This window comes from Amycolatopsis regifaucium (genome assembly GCF_001613935.1).
Classification (GTDB): Bacteria; Actinomycetota; Actinomycetes; order Mycobacteriales; family Pseudonocardiaceae; genus Amycolatopsis; species Amycolatopsis regifaucium.
Window position 1 is genome coordinate 624050 of the sequence record NZ_LQCI01000034.1, and the last position, 22844, is coordinate 646893.

24 protein-coding genes and 3 pseudogenes are annotated in these 22844 nt (G+C 68.9%); 11 read left to right on the forward strand and 16 right to left on the reverse strand.

The window, feature by feature from the left end; all coding sequences use genetic code 11:
- Window positions 1-215: 215 nt before the first annotated feature.
- Both AVL48_RS39215 and AVL48_RS26805 read right to left on the reverse strand, forming a co-directional pair.
- Complete coding sequence (locus tag AVL48_RS39215) at window positions 216-734, reverse strand: hypothetical protein (protein WP_061980188.1); 519 nt, start codon at window positions 732-734, stop codon at window positions 216-218.
- Window positions 735-773: 39 nt separating this feature from the next.
- Window positions 774-2129, reverse strand: a complete 1356-nt coding sequence (locus AVL48_RS26805) for a nucleobase:cation symporter-2 family protein (protein WP_061980187.1) — start codon at window positions 2127-2129, stop codon at window positions 774-776.
- A gap of 155 nt (window positions 2130-2284) precedes the next feature.
- Here AVL48_RS26805 and AVL48_RS26810 point away from each other — a divergent pair, with 155 nt between their 5' ends.
- From AVL48_RS26810 to AVL48_RS26820, 3 genes are all read left to right on the forward strand, one after another.
- Window positions 2285-3499 carry an NAD(P)/FAD-dependent oxidoreductase gene (locus tag AVL48_RS26810; RefSeq protein ID WP_061980186.1) on the forward strand — a complete coding sequence of 405 codons (1215 nt, stop codon included), beginning with the start codon at window positions 2285-2287 and terminating at the stop codon, window positions 3497-3499.
- Window positions 3500-3532: 33 nt separating this feature from the next.
- A complete protein-coding gene (locus AVL48_RS26815; RefSeq protein ID WP_061980185.1) occupies window positions 3533-4261 on the forward strand; it encodes a Clp protease N-terminal domain-containing protein in 729 nt (242 codons plus the stop codon).
- A gap of 175 nt (window positions 4262-4436) precedes the next feature.
- A complete protein-coding gene (locus tag AVL48_RS26820) occupies window positions 4437-5654 on the forward strand; it encodes a GNAT family N-acetyltransferase (RefSeq protein WP_061980184.1) in 1218 nt (405 codons plus the stop codon).
- Window positions 5655-5705: 51 nt separating this feature from the next.
- Here AVL48_RS26820 and gndA read toward each other — a convergent pair whose 3' ends face one another.
- Complete coding sequence (gndA, locus tag AVL48_RS26825; protein WP_061980183.1) at window positions 5706-7145, reverse strand: NADP-dependent phosphogluconate dehydrogenase; 1440 nt, start codon at window positions 7143-7145, stop codon at window positions 5706-5708.
- A 264-nt stretch (window positions 7146-7409) separates the two neighbouring features.
- Complete coding sequence (locus AVL48_RS26830) at window positions 7410-8318, reverse strand: MBL fold metallo-hydrolase (RefSeq protein ID WP_061980182.1); 909 nt, start codon at window positions 8316-8318, stop codon at window positions 7410-7412.
- 220 nt (window positions 8319-8538) lie between these two features.
- On the opposite strand from AVL48_RS26830, the gene AVL48_RS26835 reads away from it, so the two are divergent.
- From AVL48_RS26835 to AVL48_RS26845, 3 genes are all read left to right on the forward strand, one after another.
- On the forward strand, window positions 8539-9396 hold the full coding sequence (locus AVL48_RS26835; protein WP_005163455.1) for a helix-turn-helix domain-containing protein: 858 nt from the start codon (window positions 8539-8541) through the stop codon (window positions 9394-9396).
- A gap of 63 nt (window positions 9397-9459) precedes the next feature.
- Complete coding sequence (locus AVL48_RS26840; RefSeq protein WP_061980181.1) at window positions 9460-10275, forward strand: SAM-dependent methyltransferase; 816 nt, start codon at window positions 9460-9462, stop codon at window positions 10273-10275.
- 14 nt (window positions 10276-10289) lie between these two features.
- Window positions 10290-11138: an SAM-dependent methyltransferase gene (locus AVL48_RS26845; protein WP_061980180.1), complete on the forward strand. Its 849-nt coding sequence runs from the start codon at window positions 10290-10292 to the stop codon at window positions 11136-11138.
- Window positions 11139-11156: 18 nt separating this feature from the next.
- On the opposite strand, the gene AVL48_RS26850 is transcribed toward AVL48_RS26845, so the two are convergent.
- Both AVL48_RS26850 and AVL48_RS26855 read right to left on the reverse strand, forming a co-directional pair.
- Window positions 11157-11420, reverse strand: a complete 264-nt coding sequence (locus tag AVL48_RS26850) for a hypothetical protein (RefSeq protein ID WP_061980591.1) — start codon at window positions 11418-11420, stop codon at window positions 11157-11159.
- A gap of 5 nt (window positions 11421-11425) precedes the next feature.
- Entirely contained in the window at window positions 11426-11698 is a 273-nt protein-coding gene (locus AVL48_RS26855; RefSeq protein WP_061980179.1) for a hypothetical protein, read from the reverse strand.
- A 349-nt stretch (window positions 11699-12047) separates the two neighbouring features.
- Between AVL48_RS26855 and AVL48_RS26860 the strand changes: the two genes are divergently transcribed.
- Window positions 12048-12302: a DUF397 domain-containing protein gene (locus tag AVL48_RS26860; RefSeq protein WP_061980178.1), complete on the forward strand. Its 255-nt coding sequence runs from the start codon at window positions 12048-12050 to the stop codon at window positions 12300-12302.
- Window positions 12303-12361: 59 nt separating this feature from the next.
- Here AVL48_RS26860 and AVL48_RS26865 read toward each other — a convergent pair whose 3' ends face one another.
- From AVL48_RS26865 to AVL48_RS39220, 5 genes and pseudogenes are all read right to left on the reverse strand, one after another.
- On the reverse strand, window positions 12362-12910 hold the full coding sequence (locus tag AVL48_RS26865) for a hypothetical protein (RefSeq protein WP_061980177.1): 549 nt from the start codon (window positions 12908-12910) through the stop codon (window positions 12362-12364).
- A complete protein-coding gene (locus tag AVL48_RS26870; protein ID WP_061980176.1) occupies window positions 12903-14042 on the reverse strand; it encodes a hypothetical protein in 1140 nt (379 codons plus the stop codon). The genes AVL48_RS26865 and AVL48_RS26870 overlap by 8 nt, the downstream gene beginning before the upstream one ends.
- 19 nt (window positions 14043-14061) lie before the next feature.
- Window positions 14062-14484, reverse strand: a complete 423-nt coding sequence (locus tag AVL48_RS26875; RefSeq protein ID WP_082857769.1) for a FixH family protein — start codon at window positions 14482-14484, stop codon at window positions 14062-14064.
- Window positions 14481-15929, reverse strand: a complete 1449-nt coding sequence (locus AVL48_RS26880; RefSeq protein WP_143104635.1) for a hypothetical protein — start codon at window positions 15927-15929, stop codon at window positions 14481-14483. Before AVL48_RS26880 ends, AVL48_RS26875 begins: the two co-directional genes overlap by 4 nt.
- Window positions 15930-16030: 101 nt before the next feature.
- Window positions 16031-16390: pseudogene (locus AVL48_RS39220) on the reverse strand (alpha/beta fold hydrolase); the annotation flags it as partial.
- On the opposite strand from AVL48_RS39220, the pseudogene AVL48_RS39225 reads away from it, so the two are divergent.
- Window positions 16324-16551: pseudogene (locus AVL48_RS39225) on the forward strand (CGNR zinc finger domain-containing protein); the annotation flags it as partial. The pseudogenes AVL48_RS39220 and AVL48_RS39225 overlap by 67 nt on opposite strands.
- 4 nt (window positions 16552-16555) lie before the next feature.
- Here the strand turns inward: AVL48_RS39225 and AVL48_RS26890 are convergent.
- From AVL48_RS26890 to AVL48_RS26900, 3 genes are read right to left on the reverse strand one after another with little or no spacing between them, the layout of a single operon-like run.
- On the reverse strand, window positions 16556-17437 hold the full coding sequence (locus AVL48_RS26890) for an oxygenase MpaB family protein (RefSeq protein WP_061980175.1): 882 nt from the start codon (window positions 17435-17437) through the stop codon (window positions 16556-16558).
- Window positions 17434-17982: a TetR/AcrR family transcriptional regulator gene (locus AVL48_RS26895; RefSeq protein WP_143104662.1), complete on the reverse strand. Its 549-nt coding sequence runs from the start codon at window positions 17980-17982 to the stop codon at window positions 17434-17436. Before AVL48_RS26895 ends, AVL48_RS26890 begins: the two co-directional genes overlap by 4 nt.
- Window positions 17979-19361: an amidase gene (locus tag AVL48_RS26900; RefSeq protein ID WP_061980173.1), complete on the reverse strand. Its 1383-nt coding sequence runs from the start codon at window positions 19359-19361 to the stop codon at window positions 17979-17981. Before AVL48_RS26900 ends, AVL48_RS26895 begins: the two co-directional genes overlap by 4 nt.
- Window positions 19362-19435: 74 nt before the next feature.
- On the opposite strand from AVL48_RS26900, the gene AVL48_RS26905 reads away from it, so the two are divergent.
- Window positions 19436-20440 (forward strand): D-cysteine desulfhydrase family protein, encoded by a 1005-nt coding sequence (locus AVL48_RS26905; RefSeq protein WP_061980172.1) that lies wholly within the window; start codon window positions 19436-19438, stop codon window positions 20438-20440.
- 78 nt (window positions 20441-20518) lie between these two features.
- Here AVL48_RS26905 and AVL48_RS38610 read toward each other — a convergent pair.
- Window positions 20519-21070 (reverse strand): annotated as a pseudogene (locus AVL48_RS38610) (DUF998 domain-containing protein); the annotation flags it as partial.
- Window positions 21071-21123: 53 nt separating this feature from the next.
- Window positions 21124-21897: a protein phosphatase 2C domain-containing protein gene (locus tag AVL48_RS26915; RefSeq protein WP_061980170.1), complete on the reverse strand. Its 774-nt coding sequence runs from the start codon at window positions 21895-21897 to the stop codon at window positions 21124-21126.
- A gap of 61 nt (window positions 21898-21958) precedes the next feature.
- Between AVL48_RS26915 and AVL48_RS26920 the strand changes: the two genes are divergently transcribed.
- Window positions 21959-22168 (forward strand): sigma factor-like helix-turn-helix DNA-binding protein, encoded by a 210-nt coding sequence (locus tag AVL48_RS26920; protein WP_004559389.1) that lies wholly within the window; start codon window positions 21959-21961, stop codon window positions 22166-22168.
- The gene (locus AVL48_RS26925) at window positions 22168-22692 is read left to right on the forward strand and encodes a Clp protease N-terminal domain-containing protein (protein ID WP_061980169.1); all 525 of its coding nucleotides are present in this window, start codon (window positions 22168-22170) and stop codon (window positions 22690-22692) included. The genes AVL48_RS26920 and AVL48_RS26925 overlap by 1 nt, the downstream gene beginning before the upstream one ends.
- The last annotated feature ends 152 nt before the right edge of the window (window positions 22693-22844 follow it).

The following is a 22844-nucleotide window of genomic DNA, read 5'->3' on the forward strand; positions in this document are numbered from 1 at the left end:
GTGCTGGCACCGTCGATTACACCACCCGCGAGGAGCGCTGTATACGCGAACCGAAGGGCGACCACCGGGGATATGCGCGAAAGCACATGGATGCACGGTGTGTGACTGGTATCCGCCGAGTTCTCCCATCGGGTGAATAATTTTTGGTTAAGCTCACCCATTCGGCGGTCAGCTCGGGTAAAACTACTGCTGGCCGTTCCCCGGTGCGAAAGGTTTCAGCTGGTGGATGACGACGACGTTTCGGTCGCCGACCTGCTCATTCGCGAGGGCTGGGATGACCACGAGGAGTCACGGGCAAAGTCACGCTGGAGAGTGATCGCGGTGGTGATCGCCGTGGTCGTCGCCTGCGGTGCCGCCGGTGTGCTCGTGGGATTCGATTCGGAACCCGAGCAGAACGCCCAGCCGAACCAGATCAGCGTCATCGAGATGCCGAAGCGGCCTTCGGAGAACAGGGGAGCCGACGCGACTTCGGCGGTCCCGGCCACCGAAGCGGGCGGAACCGGCGAGCGCACCAGCGGCGGGTCCTCGGCGACACAGCCAGGTAAGACGACGTCCAGCCGTCGCACGTCGAGTTCGGCCGCTTCGACGTCCGACTCCCCGGACCCCACACCGACCCCGACTTCGTCGAACGGGCCGGCCGATCCGCCGAGGACGACCGGATCCACGGTCGTGCCGCAGCCGCCCAAGCCGGCCCCGCCGCCGCCGTCGAGTACGAAGCCGGCCGAAGAGTGCAATCTGTGGCCGAAGTGGCTTTGGTGCTAGTCCTCGGCTGATCAGGGCGCCTTCAGCAGATCCGGTTCCCGGCGTTTGCCGAGGTGGTTGAACAGCAGATTGAGGGTGAAGGCGACGATCGCGGCGACCGTGATCGGGCTGCCGCAGATGGTCTGCAGCCACGACGGGAAGTGCTGGAAGAAGATCGAGCTCCCGAACCGGTTCGTCGAAAACGCGGGCAGCAGGCCGACGCCGAACGACACCGCGACGATAAAGGTGTTGTGGTTACCGGAAAACTCCACCTTCTTCAGGTTTTGCACGCCGACGACGGCGACCATCGCGAACATGACCACGGCGACCGCGCCGACCACCGGTTCCGGTACGGCCGAGACGAACGCGCCGACCTTCGGCACCAGTCCCATCAGCACGAGCAGGCCACCCGCCATCGCGACCACCCAGCGGCTGCGGACCCCGGTCATCCGCACAAGGCCGACGTTCTGCGCGAAGGCCGTGTCCGGGAACGAGTTCATCGCGCCGCCGAGGATGGCCGAGAGACCGTCGGTGGCGAGACCGCGCGCGAGGTCGGAATCGGTCGGCGGCCGTCCGGTGATCTCCCCGACCGCGACCAGGTCGGCGGTGGATTCGGTGTAGGTCACCAGCATCACGACGCACATCGAGAGCACCGCCGCGATCGGGAAGGTCGGCGGGCCGAAGTGGAACGGCGAAGCGAGGCCGAACCAGTCGGCGTCGGCGACGCCCTTGAAGCTCACCAGGCCCATCGGGATCGCCGCGACCAGGCCGATCACCAGCGCCAGCAGCGGGCCGATCTGGTTGGCGAACCCGCGCAGCACCCTGGTGAACAGGATGATCACCGCGATCACGCCGAACGCGAGCGCGATGTTGGCCGGTCTCGCGTAGTCCGGTGCTTCGGTGTCGTGACCGGCGATCAACCCGACGCCGGGGCCGAGAAGCGAGATGCCGATGACGACGAGGAGCGTGCCCGACACCAGCGGCGGGAAGAACCGGATCATCTTGGCGAACGGTTTCGCGATGAGCAGGCCGAACACACCCGACGCGAGCATGGCACCGTAGACGGCCTGCATGCCGTACTGGGAGGCGATCATGATCATGGGATTGACCACGGTGAACGTCGCGCCCGCCACGACGGGCAGCCGGACGCCGAAGAGTTTTCCGATCCCGATCGCCTGAATCAGTGTCGCGATGCCCGCGACCAGCAGATCCGCGTTGACCAGCAACGCGATCGTCGCCGCGTCCAGTTTCAGCGCGCTGCCGACGACGAGGGGGACGGCCACCGAGCCCGCGTACATGATCGACATGTGCTGCAGGCCGAGCAAAGTCAGCTTCGGCAGCGGCGGGCGCTGGTCGACCGGGTGGACCTCGGCTGGGCTGGAGCTCATGTAACCCCCTGTGACGTGCGGGAACCTCGGCGATCAAGCTGACTCGCCCGGCATGACCGTAGCGCGTCCACGGCATGAGGATCACGTTTCGAAGGGGCGGTCGAAAGGGCCGGACCTGTGTTGAATGGACACCGGGCACAACGGAAGGAGCGCCGATGGAGACCGTCCTTGTCGTAGGGGCCGGGCAGAGCGGGTTCGGGGTGGCGACCTCGCTGCGGGACAAGGGGTTCGACGGGCGGGTGGTCCTGATCGGCGACGAACCGGGCTTGCCGTATCAACGGCCTCCGCTGTCGAAGGGCTATCTCGCCGGGACGGCGGGGGACGCCCAGCTGCGCCTGCGCGCCGAGGACTTCTTCGCGGAGAAGGACATCGAGCTGATCGCCGGCCGTGTCGCGTCGGTGGATCGCGACGGCGGGAAGGTGGTGCTGGAGGACGGGACCGCGCACCAGTACGACCATCTCGTACTGGCGACGGGTGCGGGCAACCGGGTGCTTTCGGTACCTGGGTCCACTTTGGACGGCGTGTTCACCTTGCGTACCAAGGATGACGCCGATGTCCTGCGTGCGGCCTTGGCGAGTGCGAAAAACGTCGTCGTGGTCGGGGGCGGGTTCATCGGCCTCGAATTCGCCGCGCACGCCGGACGGCCGGTGACGATCGTGGAGGCGCAGGAGAGGCTGATGGCCCGCGTCGCGACTCCGGAGGTCTCGGCATACTTCGCGGCGCTGCACGAGGGAGCCGGGCACGCCGTGCTGCTCGGCCAAGGCGTCGCGGCGTTGCACGGCGACGGCCGGGTGGCCGAGGTGGAACTGAGCGACGGCACCCGGCTTCCCGCCGATCTGGTGCTGGTCGGGGTCGGGGTGGAGCCGCGGACCCGGCTCGCCGAAGAGGCAGGACTCGCCGTGGCGAACGGAGTCGTCGTCGACGAACATCTGCGCACGAGCGACCCGAAGATCTCGGCGGTCGGGGACTGCGCGAACTTCCCGTGCGTCCAGGCCGGGACGGCGACGCGGCTGGAATCGGTGCAGAACGCCGTGGACCAGGCGCGGGCGGCGGCCGCGGCCATCGCCGGTGAACCCGCGCCGTACGACAGCCTGCCGTGGTTCTGGACCGACCAGCTCGGCGCGAAACTGCAGATCGCCGGGATTCTGACCGGGGCGGAGAAGACCGTGGTGACCGGCGATCGGGAGGGCGGGAAGTTCTCGGTGCTGTCGTTCCGGGACGGCGTGCTCACCGGGGTCGAGTCGGTGAACCGGCCGCCGGACCACATCGCCGCGCGCCGTCTGTTCGCCGCGGATCCGGCGCCGCGGTTCGAGACGCTGGAGGCCAACGGCTTCGATCTCAAGGCGACCCTCGCGTCAACTCGCGGTTGACGATCGGTCTGCCGTCAACCTAGAGTTGACGGTATGACCACTCCAGTCCGTCTCGACGACCTCATCTCCCACATCAAGCAGCAACATCCCGATGGCGACGTGCTCGGCCAGCTGTCCGACGCGGTCTTCCTCGGCGAACACCTCGGCGAGGTGGCCGACCACCTGATCGGCCACTTCGTCGATCAGGCACGCCGCTCCGGCGCGTCCTGGACCGAAATCGGCAAGAACATGGGGGTGTCCAAGCAGGCAGCCCAGAAACGCTTCGTTCCCAAGGAATCCGGCGAAGGCGCCGCGCTCGAAGACCTGGTGAAGGTGTTCGGCCGCTACACCGATCGCGCCCGGCACGTCGTCGTCGCGGCGAGAGACGAGGCTGTCGCGGCGAAGAGCCCGCAGATCGAGCCCGTCCACCTGATCCTGGGCCTCCTGGCCGAACCCGCGGCGCTCGCCGCCGGGGCGATCGTGGCGCAGAACGTGACCCTCGAAGCCGTCCGCGAGGCCGCGGTGGCGAGGCTGCCGGAACCCGCCGACGAACCGGCGGAGGCGGCGAAGATGGTGTTCGGCGCGCAGAGCAAGAAGGTCCTGGAGCTGACCATGCGGGAGGCGTTGCGGCTCGGGCACAACTACATCGGTACCGAGCACATCCTGCTGGCCCTGTTCGAACTGGGAGACGACCTGCTGGGTGAGCTCGGGCTCACGAAGGAGAAGAGCGAGGCGGTGATCCTGCGGGCCTTGGCGGAAATCGTCGCCGCGCGGGGGAAATGACGAGGATCGCCCTCGCCGTCCTGGTGTTCCTCGCCCTGGTCTTACTGGCCGCGAGTACGTGAAAGTCGTGGCCGGCGGTCGAAATTCGCTTGCTCCAGCCCCGGGTACGACGCTGCACTGTGGCCGGGCGCCGCGAACCCGTGGTGCCCGGTATCCCGGGGAGGCCGCGGCGACCATGGAAATCCGCTCCACCAACGAGCAGGACCGAGACGTCTTCGTCGGCACTTTCCATGCTGCCTTCGGACGCTTCCCGGAAGTTTCGGCGGAGGGCGGCGGGACCTGGTCGGCGCTTGAGATGGACCGCGGCCTGTTCGCGGTCGGGGCCGATGGACGGCCCGTCGGCACCGCCGGCGCGTACTCCTTCGAACTCACGTTGCCCGGCGCGACCCTCGCCCCGGCCGCCGGGGTCACCGCCGTCGGCGTCCTGCCCTCACATCGACGCCAGGGTGTGCTCAGCGCGATGATGCGGCGTCAACTCGCCGACGTACGCGCCCGAGGGGAGTTTCTCTCGGTGCTACTGGCCTCGGAGGCTTTGATCTACCGCAGGTTCGGCTACGGCCCGGCGACCCACACTCAGCGGCTGACGGTTTCGCGCCACAGAGCCGCTTTCGGCTTCCCCAGGGCGGTTGGCCTGGCCGACGCTCCCGCGACCGGCTCCGTCGAGGTGTTTCGGCGTACCGAGTGCGCCGGGATCCTGGAGGAGGTCTACGACCGTTACCGTCGCGCGCAGCCCGGAGCGCTGTCCAGGCCGCACCGCTGGTGGGCCTTGGGCGCGGGGCAGCCGCCGATCTCTCCGGCGCCGCGCTACATCGTCGTCCACCGTGACGACGACGGTGTCCCCGACGGCTACGCCAGCTATGCGTTCGGTGAGGCGAACACCTTGACGGTCGACGAAGCCATCGCGGCTGACGACACCGTCTTCACCGCGCTGGCGCGTTTTGTACTCGAACACGACTTGGTCGCTCAGGTCGTGTTCAAACACCTCCCGCCCGAGCACCCGCTCCGGTGGCAGCTCGCGGACTTCCGCGCGGGTCAGGTCAGCGACGACACCGACTGGCTCTGGGTACGGCTGCTGGACGTCCCGCGCGCGCTGACCACGCGCGGCTGGTTCGTGGACGGTGAACTCGTCCTCGACGTCGAAGATCCGTTCCTCGGCGAGCGTGGTCGCTATCTGCTGACCGTGCGGGACGGCAAGGCCGACTGCGTCCCGACCGGCCGGGAGCCCGACCTGTCCCTGGACGTGAGTGACCTGGGATCGGTCTACCTGGGTGGCACCGCCCCGAGCACGCTCGTGCGGGCCGGGCACATCCGAGCCCACCGCCCGGACGCGGCGGCCCTCGCCGACGCCCTCTTCCGGGCCGAGCGTCCTCCGCACTGCCTGCACTGGTTCTGATCAGGGGTTCCGCGCCGCGAGCGACGCGGCGCGGAACCCTTTCAGCTCCGGTCAGGCGGAGGACTCGGGACGGCCGTCGGCCGCCCAAGCGGTGTGGAACGAGCCATCGCGGTCGACGCGGCGGTACGTGTGGGCACCGAAGTAGTCCCGCTGCCCCTGCACCAACGCGGCGGGAAGCCGCTCGGCGCGCAGACCGTCGTAATACGCCAGCGCGGTCGAGAAGCCCGGCGTCGGGATACCGAGCCGCACCGCCGTGGAGATCACCGAACGCCAGGAGTCCTGAGCGTCCTCGACGGCCTTCCGGAAGCCGCCGGACGTCAGGAGCGTCGGCAGGCCGGGCTCCTCGGCGTACGCGGCGGTGATGTCGTTCAGGAACTTCGCGCGGATGATGCAGCCGCCGCGCCAGATGGACGCGACCTTGCCGAGGTCGATGTCCCACCCGTACTCGGCGCCCCCCGCCTGGATCTGGTTGAAGCCCTGGGCGTACGCCACCACCTTCGACGCGTACAGCGCCTGCTCGACGTCATCGGCGAAGGTGTCCAAAGCGGACCCTGTCAGCGGAGTACGCGAAGGACCACCGAGACCGCGGGACGCCTCACGCAGGTTCGACGAACCCGACAGCGACCGCGCGAAGACGGCCTCGGCGATACCGCTGATCGGCACCCCCAGGTCCAGTCCGATTTGGACGGTCCAGCGCCCGGTGCCCTTCTGCTCCGCCTGGTCCGCGACGATGTCGACGAACGGCTTGCCGGACTCGGCGTCGGTGTGGGCCAGCACCTGCGAGGTGATCTCGATCAGGTACGAGTCCAGCCGTCCGGAGTTCCAGGTCCGGAAGACCTCGGCGATCTCGGCGGGGGAGTAGCCGCCCGCGCCGCGCAGCAGATCGAACGACTCGGCGATCAACTGCATGTCGGCGTACTCGATGCCGTTGTGCACCATCTTCACGAAATGCCCGGCACCGTCCGCGCCGACATGCGTGCAGCACGGTTCGCCGTCGACCTTCGCCGAGATGTCCTCGAACAGCGGCCCGAGCGACTGGTACGACTCCTTGGACCCGCCCGGCATGATGCTGGGCCCGTGCAGCGCGCCTTCCTCGCCGCCGGACACGCCGGTGCCGACGAAGTGGATGCCTTTTTCGCGCAACGCGGCCTCGCGACGGCGGGTGTCCGCGAAATGCGCGTTGCCCGCGTCGACGATCACATCGCCCTTTTCGAGGAGCGGGACGAATTCGTCGATCACGGCGTCCGTCGGCGCACCGGCCTTGACCATGATCACCACCTGGCGCGGCCGCTCCAGCGCGTCGACGAACTCCTGTGCCGAATACGCCGGGATGAAGTCGCCTTCGTCACCGAACTGCTCGACCAGTTCCTTGGTCCGCTTCTCGGAGCGGTTGTGCAGGGCCACCGTGTGCCCGTGCCTTGCCAGGTTCCTGGCCAGGTTGCGGCCCATGACCGCCAGACCGGTGACCCCGATGCTCGCCTTGTTGCTCATCCGCACCCTTCCGCTTCGATTCCCGTGCCGAGCCTATCCCCGTTGAGGGATACGGCGCCGGGGCGAGAAGGGATCAACCGGGAGTTGTCCACAACCGGCCCGGCCTGTGGACAACTCGGCTCGATCGCCCCACGCCGACCGGGGCGCCGGTACGCTGGGTGCGGGGCCGTCCCCCAGGGACGGGTGGGGGGCTGGGGTTCGGGCGCGCGCGGAAATTCGGGCGGAAGGCCAGGTCCGGAGCATGGTGGCCCGAGTGGGTGAGGGTCAGGAGAAGCAGCGGATCGGGGCGCCGTTGTAGGTGACCATGTCCGTCAGCGCGGCTCCCAGATCGATCGGCGCACCCCAGCCGAGGCCGTCGAGTTCGGCGTAGGCGCGGTGCAGGTTCGCGGGCAGTCGTTCCTGTTCGGACAGTGCGTCGTAGGGCCCGAGATCGGCTTCGCGGGCGGCCTGGAGAGGTGTCAGCCCGGCGGCCTTCCCATGCGCGGCGAGCTCCTGCAGGAAGGCGAGATACCCGTCGACGACGTCGATCGCCTCCGGCCCGCACACCGGCCCGTGGCCCGGCACGATCGTCTCCGGCTCCAGCTCACGGACCAGATCCAGCGCCTTTCGCCAGCCGGCGGGCGAGCCCGTCAACGCGAACGGGCTGCCGCCGTTGAAGATCAGGTCGCCGACGAACAACACGCGCCGCTCCGGCAGCCAGACCAGCACGTCGTCGGTGGTGTGCGCGGCGTGGCCGGGGTGGATCAGCTCCAGGCGGACGTCGCCGGTATGCACGGTCAGCCGGTCGTCGAACAGCACCTCCGGCGGGCGCAGCTCCAGCTGTCCCCAGTCGTTCCCGGTGAACGACTGTTCGTAGGTGTTGATCCCGGTCGCGACCATCACCTCGCGGGTTTTCCGGTGCCCGACGATCGTCGCGCCGGCCGCCAGGTGATTGCCGTTCGTGTGGTCGCCGTGGTGATGCGTGTTGATCACGGTCGTCACCGGGGCCCCGCCGCTCGACGCCGCCGTCTCCAGCAGCGCGCGCGTGCGCCGTTCGGTGGCGCACGTGTCGATCACCACGGTGTGCTCGCCCGCGGCGACGAACCCGCAGTTGTCGATCCACCACGAACCATCGGGCTGGACGTACCCGAACACACCGTCGGTGAGCCGCTGGACTGAGGGGGATCGGGCCACCTGGTCACTATGTCGTATCGAGGTGTCCGAAATGTGACGAGATCGCTCCGCCACCAGGGTGACGCGGCAGGTGACTGGTGTTTTCGGCCGTTTCCTGGAACGCTGCGCAATGTCATCATCGAACCCCGCAAGGTGGTCTACCCTGGGTGGGTTCGAATGTTCGCGCGCAGGACGGCGGGAAGCCGCGGTCCTGGTTATGTGGTCCGGGAGAGCAAGGCTGATGGCCAGCACCGTCACCTCGCGCCGGAAGCAGCTCGGAAACGAGCTCCGGCATGCCCGCAACGCCGCGCGGATGACACAGCAGCAGGTCGCCGAGGTTCTCGGCTGCACCCAGGGCAAGGTCAACAAGATCGAGTCCGGTGCCGTCGGGGTCAAGCTCGGGGATGTGCGATCCATGCTGAACGCGTTCGGGATCAACGGCGACGAGGCCGACACGCTGATGAACCTGGCCCGCGCCGCGGCCGGGCAGCGCGGCCACTGGTCCGGTTACCGATCCGTGGTCCCGCACTGGTTTCGCACCTTCACCGACCTCGAACCCGCGGCCGCGGAGATCCTCACCTGGCACGGCGAGCGCATCCCCGGTCCGCTCCAGTCCGAGCACTACATGCTCAAGCAGTTCACCGAAGCGGGCGCCACCGACGTCACCTCGCTGGTGCGCAACCGGCTGGACCGCAAAGCCGTGTTCGAGCAACAGCAACCGCCCTACTACCGGTTCATCATCAGCGAAGGCGCCCTGCGCCGCGCTCCCGGCGGCTCCGCCCCCGCGGTGATGCTGGACCAGGTGGAGCATCTGCTGGCGCTGGACAAACATCCGCGCGTGTATGTGCACGTGCTGCCGTTCGGCGCGCGCCTCGCCGCCGTGCCCAACGACTTCACCATCATGCGTTTTCCGGATCGCACCAGGGATTTCGTCTACATCGAGCATTCCGCGGGCGGGTTGTACCTCGACGACGTCAAGGACTTCAACATTTTCGTCGATTCCTGGGACCGGTTGCGCGGCGCCGCGCTGGAACGCCAGGAGACCCGGCAGTTCCTCAAGGAACTCGCCGAGCTGTACCGCAATCAGATGCAATCCTGAGATCGCCGGTTTCCCTTCGTAGTGTTGCCGACATCACCGCGGTCGAGTGGACAGGGGCTGGACGTGGACCCGGAGTTCGTACCCGAGGGCGTCGACCTCGAGCGGCCCAACGCCGCCCGGATCTACGACTGGGCCCTCGGCGGGAACGCGAACTGGGCGGTGGACCGGGAATTCGGCGAGCAGATGGTCAAGACCTTCCCGCTCGTCCGCACCGGCGCCAGGGCGAACAGGGCCTTTCTCGGCCGCGCGGTGCGCTACTGCGCCGAAAACGGCGTGACCCAGTTCCTCGACCTCGGTTCCGGCGTGCCGACGGTCGGCAATGTCCATGAGATCGCCGACGACGTCGATCCCGACAGCCGATGCGTCTATGTCGACAACGAACCGGTCGCCGTCGCGCACGCCAAGATCCTGCTGGAGAAGCACGGCGACCCCCGTCGCCACGCGGTGATCGCCGGCGACCTCCGCGACGCGGACGACATCTGGGAACGCGCCTTCGGCACCGGCGTCCTCGACCCCGCGAAACCGGTGGCACTGCTCACCGTCGCGGTCCTGCATTTCGTGCCGGGCCCCGAACTCGCCGGAACCATCGCGCGCTACCGCGGCCTGCTGCCCGCCGGTTCCTTTTACGTTCTCTCCCACGTCACGATGTCCGGCGTGGAAGGCGACGAACTCGAACAGATCCAGCGCGTCGTGAAACAGTACGAACAGTCGAGCACGCCCGCCGCCTTCCGCGACCGGGAAGAGATCCTGAGCTTTTTCGGGGATTTGGAGCTCGTGGAACCCGGTCTGGTGCCGGTCGGCGCATGGCGGCTGGACGACCCCCGCTCTTTTGCGCTTGACTGCGGCATCGGCGGGGTCGCCCGCAAACCCGCTCCCTGACGAGGTGTGAAGGCATGACCGCGCAGCAGGATCCCGTAGCCCCCGAAGGTGTCGATCTCGAACGTCCCAACGTGGCCAGGGTGTACGACTGGTTCCTCGGCGGCTCGGCGAACTGGGCCGTCGACCGCGAGTTCGGCGCGCAGGTGCTGAAGCAGTTCCCGGAGATCAAGACGTTCGCCCGCGTCGGCCGCGACTTCCTCGGCCGCGGCGTGGGATACCTGGCGCGCCAAGGGATCACCCAGTTCCTCGACATCGGCTCCGGCGTGCCCACCGTCGGCAACGTCCACCAGATCGCCAGTGCGATCAACCCGGACTCCCGGGTCGTCTACGTCGACATCGAGCCGGTCGCCGTCGCGCATTCTCAGCTGCTGCTGGAACGCGAGGGACTGCTCGGGCGGCACGCGGTCCTGCAGGGCGACGTCCGGGACCCCGCCGACATCTGGAAGCGCGCCCTCGAAACCGCGGTGCTCGACCCGCGCCAGCCGATCGGCCTGGTAATGGTCGGCCTGCTGTACTTCCTCGGCCCCGACGAGCCGGTGCACGAGATGGTCAACCACTACCTCGACCTGTTGCCGTCGGGTTCGTACTTCCTGTCCTCGCATCTGACCGAAGACGGCGTCACCCGCAAGACCGGTGACAACCGTGAGAACGTCCAGGAGCTGTACAAGAAGACGAGCGCGCCGTTCCATCTGCGCTCCCGCGCGGAATTCGCCGCGTTCTTCGACGGCCTGGAGCTGGTGGAGCCGGGAATCGACTGGATGGCCGCTTGGCATCTGGACGAAGCGGCTTCCCGGGCGAGCGCCAGGTTCGCCGACGACCCGACCTTCACCGGCGGGCTCGGCGGGCTCGGCCGCAAGCCCTGAACCAGCAGGGCGTGGTGATCAGACCCGGCCGGCCAGATGCCCGATCAAGGGTGACAGTTCGAACCGGCCTTCGAGCGGCCTGCCGGTTCTGATCATGTCCCGATGCCCTCGTCTGCCGGGAAAATCGACTTCGGAGTTCCACGGCGGCTGCCTGCGCAGCGGGGCCTGGATGAGGCTGAACCCGAACCGCTGACGCAGCTCGAGCCCGATGTCGCGGCGCTTCCCCGACGCCAGGCGTTCGTCCTCACGGCGGAACAACAGCGTGGTGAGGCGGACGGCCATCCCGGTCACACCCCCCGGCCCGGACGCGGCAACCGCGTCTGGTCGGCCGAATCGGTGAGGCCGAGACAACGTTCACAGGGCATCCCCGAGCCGACGGGGAGCCATTCCAAGTGGTCGTAAGGCATCGCCGCGCCGCAGCGGGCGTGCAGGAATTCGGGGTACGAGCCCCCGGAGTGCACGTCGAACAGATGCGCGGAGCGGCGGCTCTCGCCCGCCGTCCCGGCCATGAGCCTGCCGACGGCCAGTACCGTCGCCGGCATGGTGTCCTGAATGATCACGCTGATCCTCCCCCACGAGGTCGGCGATGGGTGGGCATGCGCCGCGGGGTGGTGTTTCCGGCCGGTCACCTGCCGTCGGTGCCCTGCTGGAACGACGAAAACCCCGCTGAACGCCACCCGGTGACACGTGTCGCCAAGCTCTCCGCATACTGCGAGCGATTCACCAACAACCGAGCCCCGGCCGCTGCGATTAATCCTACTCCTGGAATAATCTTCATGTCGAGGGTGGGCGGAGTTGATCACCCACTTGGCGGTGCGGGATAGTCCCGTTGAGGCACGAGAAGCTGGGGACGTGACGGTTCGCGCAGGTGGCGATCGCACCCCCGACAGACGTTCGGAGGTACGACCAATGGCCGATTATCCATCGGCGCCGGATTACGATCCGACCACGGCCGTGTCGCTGTTCGACGACGCCGCCTGGGAGAAATCCTTCGCGAGCGAGCCCAACGGGGGGAACTGTGTCGAGGTCAACCTGGGCAGGGAAGGCCTGGTGGGAGTCCGTGACACCAAACTGGCCGAGAGTCCTGTCTTCGTCTTCGATTCCGGTGAGTGGAACGCCTTCTTGAAGGCGGTCAAGGCCGGACAGTTCGATTTGAGCCCATGACGAACGGCTCGCGTGTCCCGTCAGGGCACGCGAGCCATCCGATCTTCGGTCACTCCGCGTCACGGTATCGCCGCGACCCCGTTCCCGCGCAGCCTGGCTTTGGTGCGCCGCCAGGCGATGGCGATCAGCACGGCGAGGACGATCAACGGGATCAGGCTGATCGACCAGCTGACCGCCATCGGCGGCCCCGGCTGTTCGAGCACCTTCAGATCGCGGAGTTCGCCCGCGCCCCGGCCTGCGGGCCCGTCGAGTTCGAACCGGAACGTCCACGAACCCTGCGTCTGCAGTGCCCGGATGTCCAGCCCCCACACCTCCAGCTTCCGCGGATGCTTCGCCAGCGGTTGCGGACGGCCCAGCCGCCCGGTCTCCGGATTGACGAACGCGAGCGTCCCCGACTTCCCGGCGATCCCGTCGTCCGGGATGAACGTGAAGTCCAGTGATTGCATGGCGCGCAACGGCCACGTGCTGAACCCGACCGTCATCCCGTACGGGCCGACCTGCACCCGTTCGGTGTGGACGATGTTCACCGGTTCGTAGGCAGTCGCCACCGGGGTGGTCGCGAACAGCAACCCGATCGCCGCCGCCAGCGCCAGCAGTGTCTTACGCATTCGCTTCGCCCCCTTGAGTCTTCGCGGGCGCCAGCAGCCGCAGCATCCCGCCGAAACGCCATCCGGCGAATCCGCCGAGCAGCCCGACCACCGCGCCGACCGCGGCCGTCATGAACACCACGGGCCACCTGACCGAGTCGGCCCCGTAGACGACGGCGTTCTGGATCGGCATGCTCGCGCCGACCAGGAGCCCGCCGATTCCGCCTGCCAGCACCGAAACGCGACCGGCGGACCAGCCGCGCCGCGAAAGCAGGTAAATCGCTTCGAGCAGCAGAGCGATCGGCAGCAGCGCCATCGGCATCATCGACGGCATCGCGGGCACACCGTCTATGTAGTCCCGCATCGGCAAGCCGACGGCGCCCGCGTACGTCTCCGCTGCCCATGGCGAGAACCACCAGGTGATCGCCTGGATGACCGCGAGTGCCGCGGCGACCAACACCGCTCCACCCGGCCGCCCCCAGAAGCCCGCGCCCGCCGCCACCAACAGCACCGAAAGCAGCGCGGTACCCACGGAGACGACGTCGATCCCGTCGACGTCGATCTGTTCCAGGCCGAGCACGGTGACCGTGCTGAACGCGATCAGCACCCCAAGGCTGCCGACCACGCCGAGGGTGCCCCAGTGGTGTTCGCGCGCGGCCGCGAACACCATGACCGTGCCGATGATGCTCAACGTGATCGACAGCAGCAGCCCGATGTGCGGCGGCGAGTCGATCACCGCGTCGAAGCCGTACAGGCCGTGCCACCACTGGTCCCACAGGCCGTACAGCAGGAACATCGCCGCGCCGCTGCCGGTCACCAGATAGCCGGCCGGTGCGGCGAAGACCTTGCCGAAGACGTTGATCGCGCGGCCACCGACGCGCGCGTCGACGCCTCGGCCCGCCCGGCGCGCGGCCGTGGTCATCAGCACGACCACGAGGCTCGCGAGCCCGCTGATCGCGCTGCCCGAATACAGGAACAGATGCGGCAGCGTGAAGAACGTGTCCGGGCCGACGTCGCCGTGCCACTGGATGTCCCAGGTCAGCCCGATCAGTGAGATCACCGAGCCGGCCAGTACCGTGCCCGCCGGCGCGAGACCGGTGCGCGCACTTCGTGCCACCGAGCCGGTCCTCGCCCCTCCCGCGGTGAGATCCATACCCCCCGACCTCCCTCTCTTATTTGACCAGCAAAGGAAAAACGTGCTGCGTGGCGCCGGCTGACCCGCGCAGTGAAACGGTGATCTCCCATTGCCCCGGCATCGGCAGCAGGACGTCGCCGGTGCGATACCGGCCCGGTGCCTCCGCGATCGCGGAAGTCGGCGCGAGCGCGTGCCCCATCTGCGGCATGACGGGTTCGAGGGTGACCACGTCCGGCACGGCACCCGTGACCGTCAGCGTGAAGACGTTGCCGCCCTGGTGCGGATCCGCGACCGACAACTCCACGGTGTACGGGCCTTGCGTCGAACGCCGCACCTGTTCCCCGCCGTCACTCGGCCACAGCAGCCAGGCCACGATCGCCACCACGAGAACGGCGACCACGGCGATGAGGAGGACGGGCTTCCGCCGCGCGGTGTCCGGTGTGTCCACTGTGGAGTTCACTGGGGCGCCCCTCCAGATGGGATTTCGATCTGCATGGGCACGGTCAGCACCGTGTAGTCGCGTTCGGCCTGCAGCCAGACGCGGTACTTGCCGGGCGCGCCGAAGGTGTAGGTGAACGGGACGGTGGGGCCGTACGCGGCGACGGTCTCGTCGGGTTTCCCCGGCATACCGGGCGATTGCGGGATCATCGAGTGCACGTGGGCCCAGGTCGGCGCGGCAGCGGCATCCGCGCCGACCCGGCCGTCGCCGGTGATCGGGCCGACGACGATCAGGTGGCCGAGCATGCCCAGCCACGGCTGGAGATCCGCGCGGGCGAACCGCGCGGTGATGGTGGTCGGTGTGCCCGGTTTGACGTCGACGTCGACCTCGTTCCCCTTGATGACGCGCGAGCCCGCCCCCGCGGGCACCGGTTCGGCGGGGGAGTCGGTGCCCGCCGCGACCGGCATCGTGGTGCGGACCAGCTGCACACCGCCGCCTCGCCGGGCGAGTTCGGCGGCGACGGCGTAGGTTCCCGCCTCGGGTGGCGTGAACTTCATCCGGTAGTCACCGGGGCCGACGCGCACCGGGTGGAGATGCCAGAGCCTGCCCGTCGGCGAGATGACGACGAGATGGATCAAAGCGTTGTCGTGCACCAGAAGGTCGTCGACCGGGCGACCGGTCGCGCCGTCGGTCAAGACGATCCGGACGTCGGCGAGACCGCCCGAACGCGCACCCGGGGCACGCACGGCGAGATTCACCGGCGGGCGCGAGAAGTCCACTGTGGACATCTGCGCGTTCGCGTACGGGTCCTGGATGTTGTCGATCGTGGGGTCCAGCTCCGCGCCCGGCGCGGGCGGCGGCGGGGTCGACGCCGAAAGCATCGCGCCGGTGATCGCGACGGCGAGCGCGGCGACCATCCCGCCGGCCGGGAGCAGCGCGAGTTGCGGCCGTTTCACGCGCATCGCGATGACGAGACCGAGTACCAGGAACACACCCGCGGCGACGAAACCGCCGAAGGTGGCCTTTTCCCACGGGGGAACGACCCTGGCCGGGGCGATGAACGGGATCGACGCGGTGTCCGTCCCGTCGTCGAGGCCCAGTTCCCACGGCCCCGGTTGGTCGATTCGCACCAGCGCCGAATAGGCGCCGGGCCGCTCACCCAGCTGGACGGTGGTTTCGGAGAACGTCGTGCCCGCCGTGGACGCGCGCAGTTTCAGCGTTCCCGGCGGGTTCCCGGCGTGCGTGACGACATCGACGTGCAGTGGGCCGGGTGCGATGTCCATCCGCCGCAGCACGATCGTGAGATCACGGGTGCCGAGCGTCTGCGCGACCTGGACGTCCGCGCCGCTCGACACGCCATCCGCCTGGGCCGTGCCGCCCGACAGCAAGAAGGCCAGCGCACAGAAGACCAGTACGCGGACGATGACCAACGGCGCCGTGCGCCGCCCCCTCGGTGAATTCCCCATCCCGGCCGAAGTTAACGGCGGTGCCATGGGAAAGCGTCACGGCGCGGGGTGAACCGGGGTCCCCCGTAAAGGGGACCACGGCCCTTACCCCCGGTGGGGGTTCACCCGAGCAGAAACGGTTTCAGGTTTTCGAGCAGGGCGCGAGGGCGTTCTTCGGCGAGGAAATGGCCGCATTCTTCGATCGCCGTACCGGAGACGTCCTTCGCGTAGCCCTGCCAGATCTCCAGTGTCGGCAGCTTTCCCAGCAAGCCGCTCGCACCCCACAGTGCCAGCACGGGTAGTTCGAGGCGACGACCCGCCTCGAAATCGGCGTCGTCCGCTTCCGCGTCGTGCGGGAAGGACGCGCGGTAGTCGTCGAATCCGGCCCGCAGGGCGCCCGGTGCGGAGAAGGCGCGGACGTATTCGTCGACGGCTTCCCGGCTCAGGCCTTGCCGCTGATGCGTCCAGCGTTCGAAGAAGTACGTCCGAAGGCATCGAGGTCCGGATCTGCGCCGCCGACGACTGTGGCCTGCGGTTCTGCGACGCCTCGCCGCGAAGGTCGCGTCAGTGGTGCTCGATGGCGCGCTGCGGAAACCGGGCGAAGGCCCGCGCCCATTACGCCCGCACCCGAAAGCGCGTTTAGAGGACTAAACGCGGGCACTTCCGGGGCCGGTGGTGCCGCCAAGGAAGCGGTACGCGCGGGGATGCGCCCGGAACCAGACGTTGAGCCTGCCGATCCGGCGCACGAGCGAGGAGCGCAGCGTCGTCGGCACCAGGCCACCGAGAATCCGGACCACTGAACGGAAATGATCGAATCGACGTTGGTCGCGCTCCGTCCACTGTAGACCAAGCCGAGTGCGCAGGGCGGGTGGCAGGGTGCCCCGGATGACGAACATCTGCGCCAGATACTGCCGGTGCCGCAGGCGAATCCAGCGTTCGTCGGACAGCCATCGCCATGGCTTCTTCACCGTCCGGATCGTCTCGAACAGCGTCGAGATCGTCTCGTTCGGGCCGAAACCGTCGATCATCTCCGTGTAGTACCGCTCGAATTGCGGCCACGTCGGCGGCATGTCCTGCTCGCGCAGGCCGAGAAGCCGTCCGACGTCGCACATCTGCGCGTAGTATTCGTCCAATTCGGACGGTGTCAACGGATTTCCGTAGAACCGTTGTGTGTCAACGGGTACCATGACGAGCGTGGCGTGCACCCAGGCATAGGCGTGCGGGTTCAGCGCGCTGTACCGGTGCCCGTCGGCGTCGATCCCGGTGAACGACCGGTGCAGCGCGCGCAACCGGTCCGCCTCGTACCGGGCGCCGTCCCGACCGCCGTAGACGTAGATGGACAGCGACGCGGCCGTGCGCATCAGCCGGGTCCACGGATCCTCGACGTAGTCGGAATGATCCCGCACCCCGGCCGCCACCACCGGATGCGCGACCTGCAGCACCAGCACCTGACCGGCCAGCAGCCCGGCCCGGAAGTCCCCGAAGTACCGCCACGCCGCCGTCCCCTTGACGATCGGCGGCCCGCTCATGACGCGCCGCGGACGAGCATCATCAACGGCAACGCCACCTCCACGCCGTCGCCGCCGGTGGCGAGCCTGCGCAGCTGCAGCCCGGCGATCAGGGCCACGACCGGTCCGGTCAGGCGTTCCGGCGACGCGACACCGAGCGTCCGCAGGATCACCAGCGCGAGTTCGTCGTAGGCGGCGAAACAGCGCGCCGCGGCGTCCTGCAGCCCGGGGTCGCGTGCCGCCTGCAGATACAACTCGTGCGCGCCGAGTTCGTCGGTGCCGAACGGCAGTTTGGCGATGACCTGCTCGACCACCGAGGCGGCCTCCTCGACGCTCAACCCCTGTTCGCGGTAGGTGTCGACGAAGCCGGTCAGCTTCGCGGTCTCTTCTTCGACGAACAGCAGCATCGCTTCGCGCAGCAACGCCGTCTGGCTGGGGAAGTGGTAGGTCAGCGTGCCGAGCGAGACGCTCGCGGCGGTCGCGATGCGGCGGTTGGTCAGCCCGCCGACACCCTGTTCTCCGACCACCTTGAGCGTGGCGTGGAGGATGGTCTCGCGGGTGTTCACCAAGCGGTCTCGGGTTTGCGGTCCTGCCACCGTTCGACCTCTTCCAGTTGCGCGGCCAGTGAGATCAGCCGTTCTTCGGCGTGCGAGGGGCCGAGCAACTGCCCGCCGAGCGGCAGCCCGTCCGGGCTCAACCCGGCCGGCACGTTGACCCCCGGCCAGCCCAGCACGTTCCACGGCCAAGCGTAGGGGCACGCCGCGATCATGGCCTGATCGGTCTGCCAGCCGCTGAGCTCGTCGAAGCTGCCGATCCGCGGTGGCGGGGTGGCGGTCGTCGGGGTGAGCAGCACGTCCACCCGGCCGAACACCGAGCCGATTTGCCGTTGCAGCAACGGTTCCGCGGCCCTGGCGAGCCGTAGCGCCGGACCGGCGAGCACCGAACCCTGCCGGGCGTTGGCCCGCGTGCGCGGGTCGAGCCGCGCCTGATCCGGGACACGACGGGACCAGTCACGGACGCCGACGAGCGAGCGCGGCAGGAAGGTGAGGCCGATCAGCCGGTAGTCCGGTTCGACCTCGACGATCTCGTGGCCGAGTTCGGCGAACCGTTCCGCGAGCCGGATGACGGCCGCGTGCACGTGCGGGTCCAGCCGGGTTCTCGTCGCGGTGAAAGGGATCCGGGTGGACAGCCCGATGCGCATCCGGCCCGGTTCACGCCGGGCGGCCGCCTGGAACGCGGTGCCGGTTCCCGCCGCGACGTCCAGCAGCAGGGCCGCGTCGGCCACGGTGCGCGCGAGCGGGCCGACCACGGTCAGGCCGTGGAACAGCTCCCCTTCGGTCGGGACCCGGCCACGCTGCGGTTTGATCCCGACCAGATCGGTCCACGCGGCGGGGATCCGGATCGACCCGGCCCCGTCGGAACCCAGCGCGGCGGCGATCACCCCCGACGCGATGGCCGCCGCCGCGCCGCCGGAGGAACCGCCCGGGGTGCGTTCGGGATCCCACGGATTGCGGGTCGCGCCGAACGCCGGGCCTTCGGTGAAGGGCCACTGGCCGAGTTCCGGGGTGTTGGTCTTGCCGATGAGCACCGCACCGGCCTCACGCAGCGCGGCCACGGGCGGGGAGTCGGTCGTCGCCGGCGAGAAGTCGCCGTCGCAGCCGAAGGCCGTCGGCAGGCCGGTGACGTCCAGGTCGTCCTTGATCGCGGTGGGGACGCCGAGCAGGGGAGCGGTTTCTCCGTCGGCCAGCCGACGGTCGGCGTCCTCGGCCTCGCGAAGGGCTTCCTCATGGCGAAGGCACTTGAAGGCGTTGAGGGTGGGCTGGCTCGCTTCGGCACGTTCGAGCGCGAGACGGGTCAGCTCGACGGACGACGTCGCCCCGACGGCGAGCAGGGCGGCCTGTTCGGCGAGGCCGGTGAACGCGAGGCTCGATTTCGAGGTGGTCATGGCTCCCCCTGCACGTCTCGTTCGTTCAAACGAACGATACCACCGGGCAGTGTCGGTGTGGTTACGTGAGTTTCATGAACCTCGATCGTTTTCCCCGCGTCGATCTCGGCGGCTACCCGACGCCGCTGCATCCGGCACCTCGGCTGGCCGAGGCGCTCGGCCTGGAGAACCTGCTGCTCAAACGGGACGACGTGCATCCGCTCGGCGTGGGCGGCAACAAACTGCGCAAACTCGAGTTCCTGCTCGGGGCGGCGATCGAGGCCGGTGCCGACACGGTGATCACCTTCGGCGCGCTCCAGACCAATCACGGCAGGCAGACCGCCGCCGCCTGCGCGAAGCTCGGGTTGCGGTGCGAACTCGTGCTCACCGCCAAGGTCCCTCGCGACGGCGACGCGTACGAACGGTCCGGCAACGTCTCCCTTGACCACCTCTTCGGCGCGAACGTGCACATCTGCCGGGACGGCGAGGAGACCGGCAAGACCTACGACCGGCTGCTCACCGAAGCCGCCGCCGAGGGCCGCGAGGTGGCCACCTTCCCGGTCGGCGGTTCCGACGCCGTCGGGGCGCTCGGATACGTCGCCGCCGCGCGGGAGATCGCCGGGCAACTCGCCGATCGTGGCATCACCAAGGCGCGGCTGGTCGCTCCGCACGCCAGCGGCGGGACGTCGGCCGGGCTCGTCGTGGGGACGGCGGACCTCGACTGGCTGACCCTCGACATCGCCTGCGTCAGCCATCCGGTGGACGAGGCCCTGGACAACCTCGCCGACCTCACCACGGCGGCGTCCGCTCTGCTGGGCAGGACGCCGCCGTCACTCGAAGGTCTTCATGTCGACGACCGCGCGATCGGCCCCGGCTACGGCATCCCGACCGCGGAGACCTGGGACGCGGTGCGCCTTTTCGGGCGTACGGAGGGAATCGCGCTCGATCCCGTGTACACCGGCAAAGTGGGTGCCGCGCTGATCGCCTGGGCCGCTGAAGGCCATTTCGCGGCCGACGAGCACGTTGTTTTCCTGCACACGGGCGGGCTGCCCGGTCTCTACGGGTACGCCCCGGAATTCGCCGACGCGGTGCGCGGCTGACGCCACCTTCAGCATCCCGGCGATCAGGATCACGTGCACCACCAACGAAAGCCGTTGCGCGACCCCGACCGGGACGATGTCGGTGAGGGTCATGAAGAACGGGATGTCGGACAGGCGCACGAAGATGAAGCTGAGCCCGAAGACGACCAGGCCGGTCGCGCTGCCCCAGGCCAGGCGGCCGATCTGCCTGGCCGCGGGGGTGCCGCGCAGATTGTCGCGCAGGCTGAACCCGGCCGCGGGGAGGCTGAGGAACGCGACGAGGCAGGCGTAGAGGTGGATCTCGCCGCTGACCGGGTCCGGGAATTCGGGGTAGCTGGCGGGGAAGATCGCGGCCGCCGCCAGTCCCAGCGACCACAGCACGAAAAGCAGTTTCGTGGTGCGGCTGAGCGGGATCCCGGCCGCGGCCAGCGCGCCCAGCGCGGTGAGCGAGCCGATGGACAGCGAGAGCACGCTGGCCCCCAGCATGCCCGTGCCGCGGTCGACGTAGGCGTAGCTGGACAGCGTGTCGAACACCGGATCGCGTGAGCTGATCAGATGCAGCACGACCATGGTGAACAGTGCCCAGCCGATGGCCGCCCCCGACGCGATGAGCCAGGCCTTGGTCCGCGATCTCTCCCCAGGGAACGTCATGCGTCCAGCGTGCTCGCGCGGCCGCGGATTTCCGATCCGGGAAGCCCCCGGTTCTACCCTGGGGCTACCCCGAAGTCGACTACTACCAACAGCTGGTCATCGTGCCTTTTCGCGCGGGGCCAGCGTTCGCCGTCGGGGTCCTGTTTCTCCGCCGTGCGCACCGCGTCGAGGACGGCGTCCGGACCACGCTTCCGGCTGATGTCGAGCACTTCCGGCCAGTCGAACAGTTCGTACTCGTCGACCCCGACCGCGACGCCGTCCGTCGCCAGCAGCAGGGCTTCGACCTCCGAACGCGGCCAACTGCGGCGGATGGCTTCGGCGGCGGCTTTCGGCTCCGCCTCGGCGACCCAGAAGCCGTCCGGCGCGTTGCGTTTGGCGCGGACGTCGGAACCGGTGCGGAGCTGACCGCCGCCGCGCAGCGAGACCAGCCTGTCGTCGGTGAGCGGGTCGGCGCCGTCGGGCCCGAACGCGATGATCGGGCTGTCGGCGAGCACGAGTCCGTCGACGGTGTCGTCCGTCCAGCGCGCGATCGCGACCGTGCTCGACGGCGAGCGGCCCGGTTCGAGGCCTTCGCGCCGTGCGACGTCGGCGATCGACTCGGCCAGCACTACCGCGAGATCCGCCTGGGGTTCCGCGCTCAGCGCCTGCGACAGGCTGTGCACGAGCAGGCTCGCGTACCAGCCGCCGGGTGGGAGATCCGGCTGCGGCGAGGTCGCGCCGTCGAGCACCACCACGGCGTTCCCGAGCACGGCGACGTGGTCCTCGGTCGGGCGCGGCGAGCCGTCCGCACCTACTCCATCCCTTTCCGCCACTGCGATTTCGGCCATGCCCCGACCCTAACTGTCAACTGGGGTTGACACAGCCGAGATGTCAACGTAGGTTGACGTCATGACCGAAGCGACAGACCTGGCCGCGCGAGCCGGTGACCGCGATCCCCGCGTGGGATTGCGCGCCGTCGCCGCCTTGCGCCGGCTGTTGGAACAACTCGAAGCCGTGCAGGTCCGCAGCGCGCGGGTGCACGGATGGTCCTGGCAGGAGATCGCGGCCGAGCTGGGGGTCAGCAGGCAAGCGGTGCACAAGAAGTACGGGAGGCACTGATGTTCGAACGCTTCACCCCTGAAGCTCGCGAAGTCGTCGTCGAGGCTCAGCGCGTCGCGTCGGACGAGGCGTCCGCCAGCGTCGACCCGCTCCACCTGCTGACCTCACTCGCCCGGAACACGAAGGTGCTGACCGCGCTGGGCTGCCCGGGCGACGAACTGGCCGACGACCTCCGGCGGGTGCGCCGCCGGGGCGGGATGAGCGACGCCGATGTCGAAGCACTGAGCGGGTTCGGCATCGACGTCGAGCACATCGTCGAGCGGGTCGAGCAGACCCACGGCCCCGGCGCGCTGACCGGGGGACAGCGGAGCAAGCGCGGTCATCGGCCCTTCACGCCGGAAGCGAAGAAGGTGCTGGCGCAGACCCTCCGCGAAGCCGTCGACGTCGGCAGCAAGCGCATCGAAGGCGAGCACCTCCTGCTCGCGCTGACGTCCCTTCCCGGCGCGGCCGCCGACGTCCTCGCCCAGCGCGGCATCGACTCCCTCGCCGTCCGGCGCTTGATGGAGCGGCGGGAGGCGAGCTAGCGCTCGTGAGTCGGTTAGAACGAACCCTCTTTCAGGTACCTACTCGGGTCCGGCGTTTTTGCTGGCCTTCACGGACCTGCACGAGGGTGGTCCCGCGGGCATCGTCGCCCGGTCACGCCTTGATCAACGGAAGATCCGGGACACTCAACGTC

Bases quoted from the DNA above. Each gene is read 5' to 3' on its own strand.
- AVL48_RS26865 (WP_061980177.1), bottom strand. From the start codon at position 12,910: ATGCGTAAGACACTGCTGGCGCTGGCGGCGGCGATCGGGTTGCTGTTC.
- AVL48_RS26815 (WP_061980185.1), top strand. From the start codon at position 3,533: ATGACCACTCCAGTCCGTCTCGACGACCTCATCTCCCACATCAAGCAG.
- AVL48_RS26915 (WP_061980170.1), bottom strand. From the start codon at position 21,897: ATGGCCGAAATCGCAGTGGCGGAAAGGGATGGAGTAGGTGCGGACGGC.
- AVL48_RS26810 (WP_061980186.1), top strand. From the start codon at position 2,285: ATGGAGACCGTCCTTGTCGTAGGGGCCGGGCAGAGCGGGTTCGGGGTG.
- AVL48_RS26870 (WP_061980176.1), bottom strand. From the start codon at position 14,042: ATGGATCTCACCGCGGGAGGGGCGAGGACCGGCTCGGTGGCACGAAGT.
- AVL48_RS26835 (WP_005163455.1), top strand. From the start codon at position 8,539: ATGGCCAGCACCGTCACCTCGCGCCGGAAGCAGCTCGGAAACGAGCTC.
- AVL48_RS26920 (WP_004559389.1), top strand. From the start codon at position 21,959: ATGACCGAAGCGACAGACCTGGCCGCGCGAGCCGGTGACCGCGATCCC.
- AVL48_RS26860 (WP_061980178.1), top strand. From the start codon at position 12,048: ATGGCCGATTATCCATCGGCGCCGGATTACGATCCGACCACGGCCGTG.
- AVL48_RS26925 (WP_061980169.1), top strand. From the start codon at position 22,168: ATGTTCGAACGCTTCACCCCTGAAGCTCGCGAAGTCGTCGTCGAGGCT.
- AVL48_RS26820 (WP_061980184.1), top strand. From the start codon at position 4,437: ATGGAAATCCGCTCCACCAACGAGCAGGACCGAGACGTCTTCGTCGGC.
- AVL48_RS26900 (WP_061980173.1), bottom strand. From the start codon at position 19,361: ATGACCACCTCGAAATCGAGCCTCGCGTTCACCGGCCTCGCCGAACAG.
- AVL48_RS26880 (WP_143104635.1), bottom strand. From the start codon at position 15,929: ATGGGGAATTCACCGAGGGGGCGGCGCACGGCGCCGTTGGTCATCGTC.
- AVL48_RS26890 (WP_061980175.1), bottom strand. From the start codon at position 17,437: ATGAGCGGGCCGCCGATCGTCAAGGGGACGGCGGCGTGGCGGTACTTC.
- AVL48_RS26805 (WP_061980187.1), bottom strand. From the start codon at position 2,129: ATGAGCTCCAGCCCAGCCGAGGTCCACCCGGTCGACCAGCGCCCGCCG.
- AVL48_RS26850 (WP_061980591.1), bottom strand. From the start codon at position 11,420: ATGGCCGTCCGCCTCACCACGCTGTTGTTCCGCCGTGAGGACGAACGC.
- AVL48_RS26845 (WP_061980180.1), top strand. From the start codon at position 10,290: ATGACCGCGCAGCAGGATCCCGTAGCCCCCGAAGGTGTCGATCTCGAA.
- AVL48_RS26905 (WP_061980172.1), top strand. From the start codon at position 19,436: ATGAACCTCGATCGTTTTCCCCGCGTCGATCTCGGCGGCTACCCGACG.
- gndA (WP_061980183.1), bottom strand. From the start codon at position 7,145: ATGAGCAACAAGGCGAGCATCGGGGTCACCGGTCTGGCGGTCATGGGC.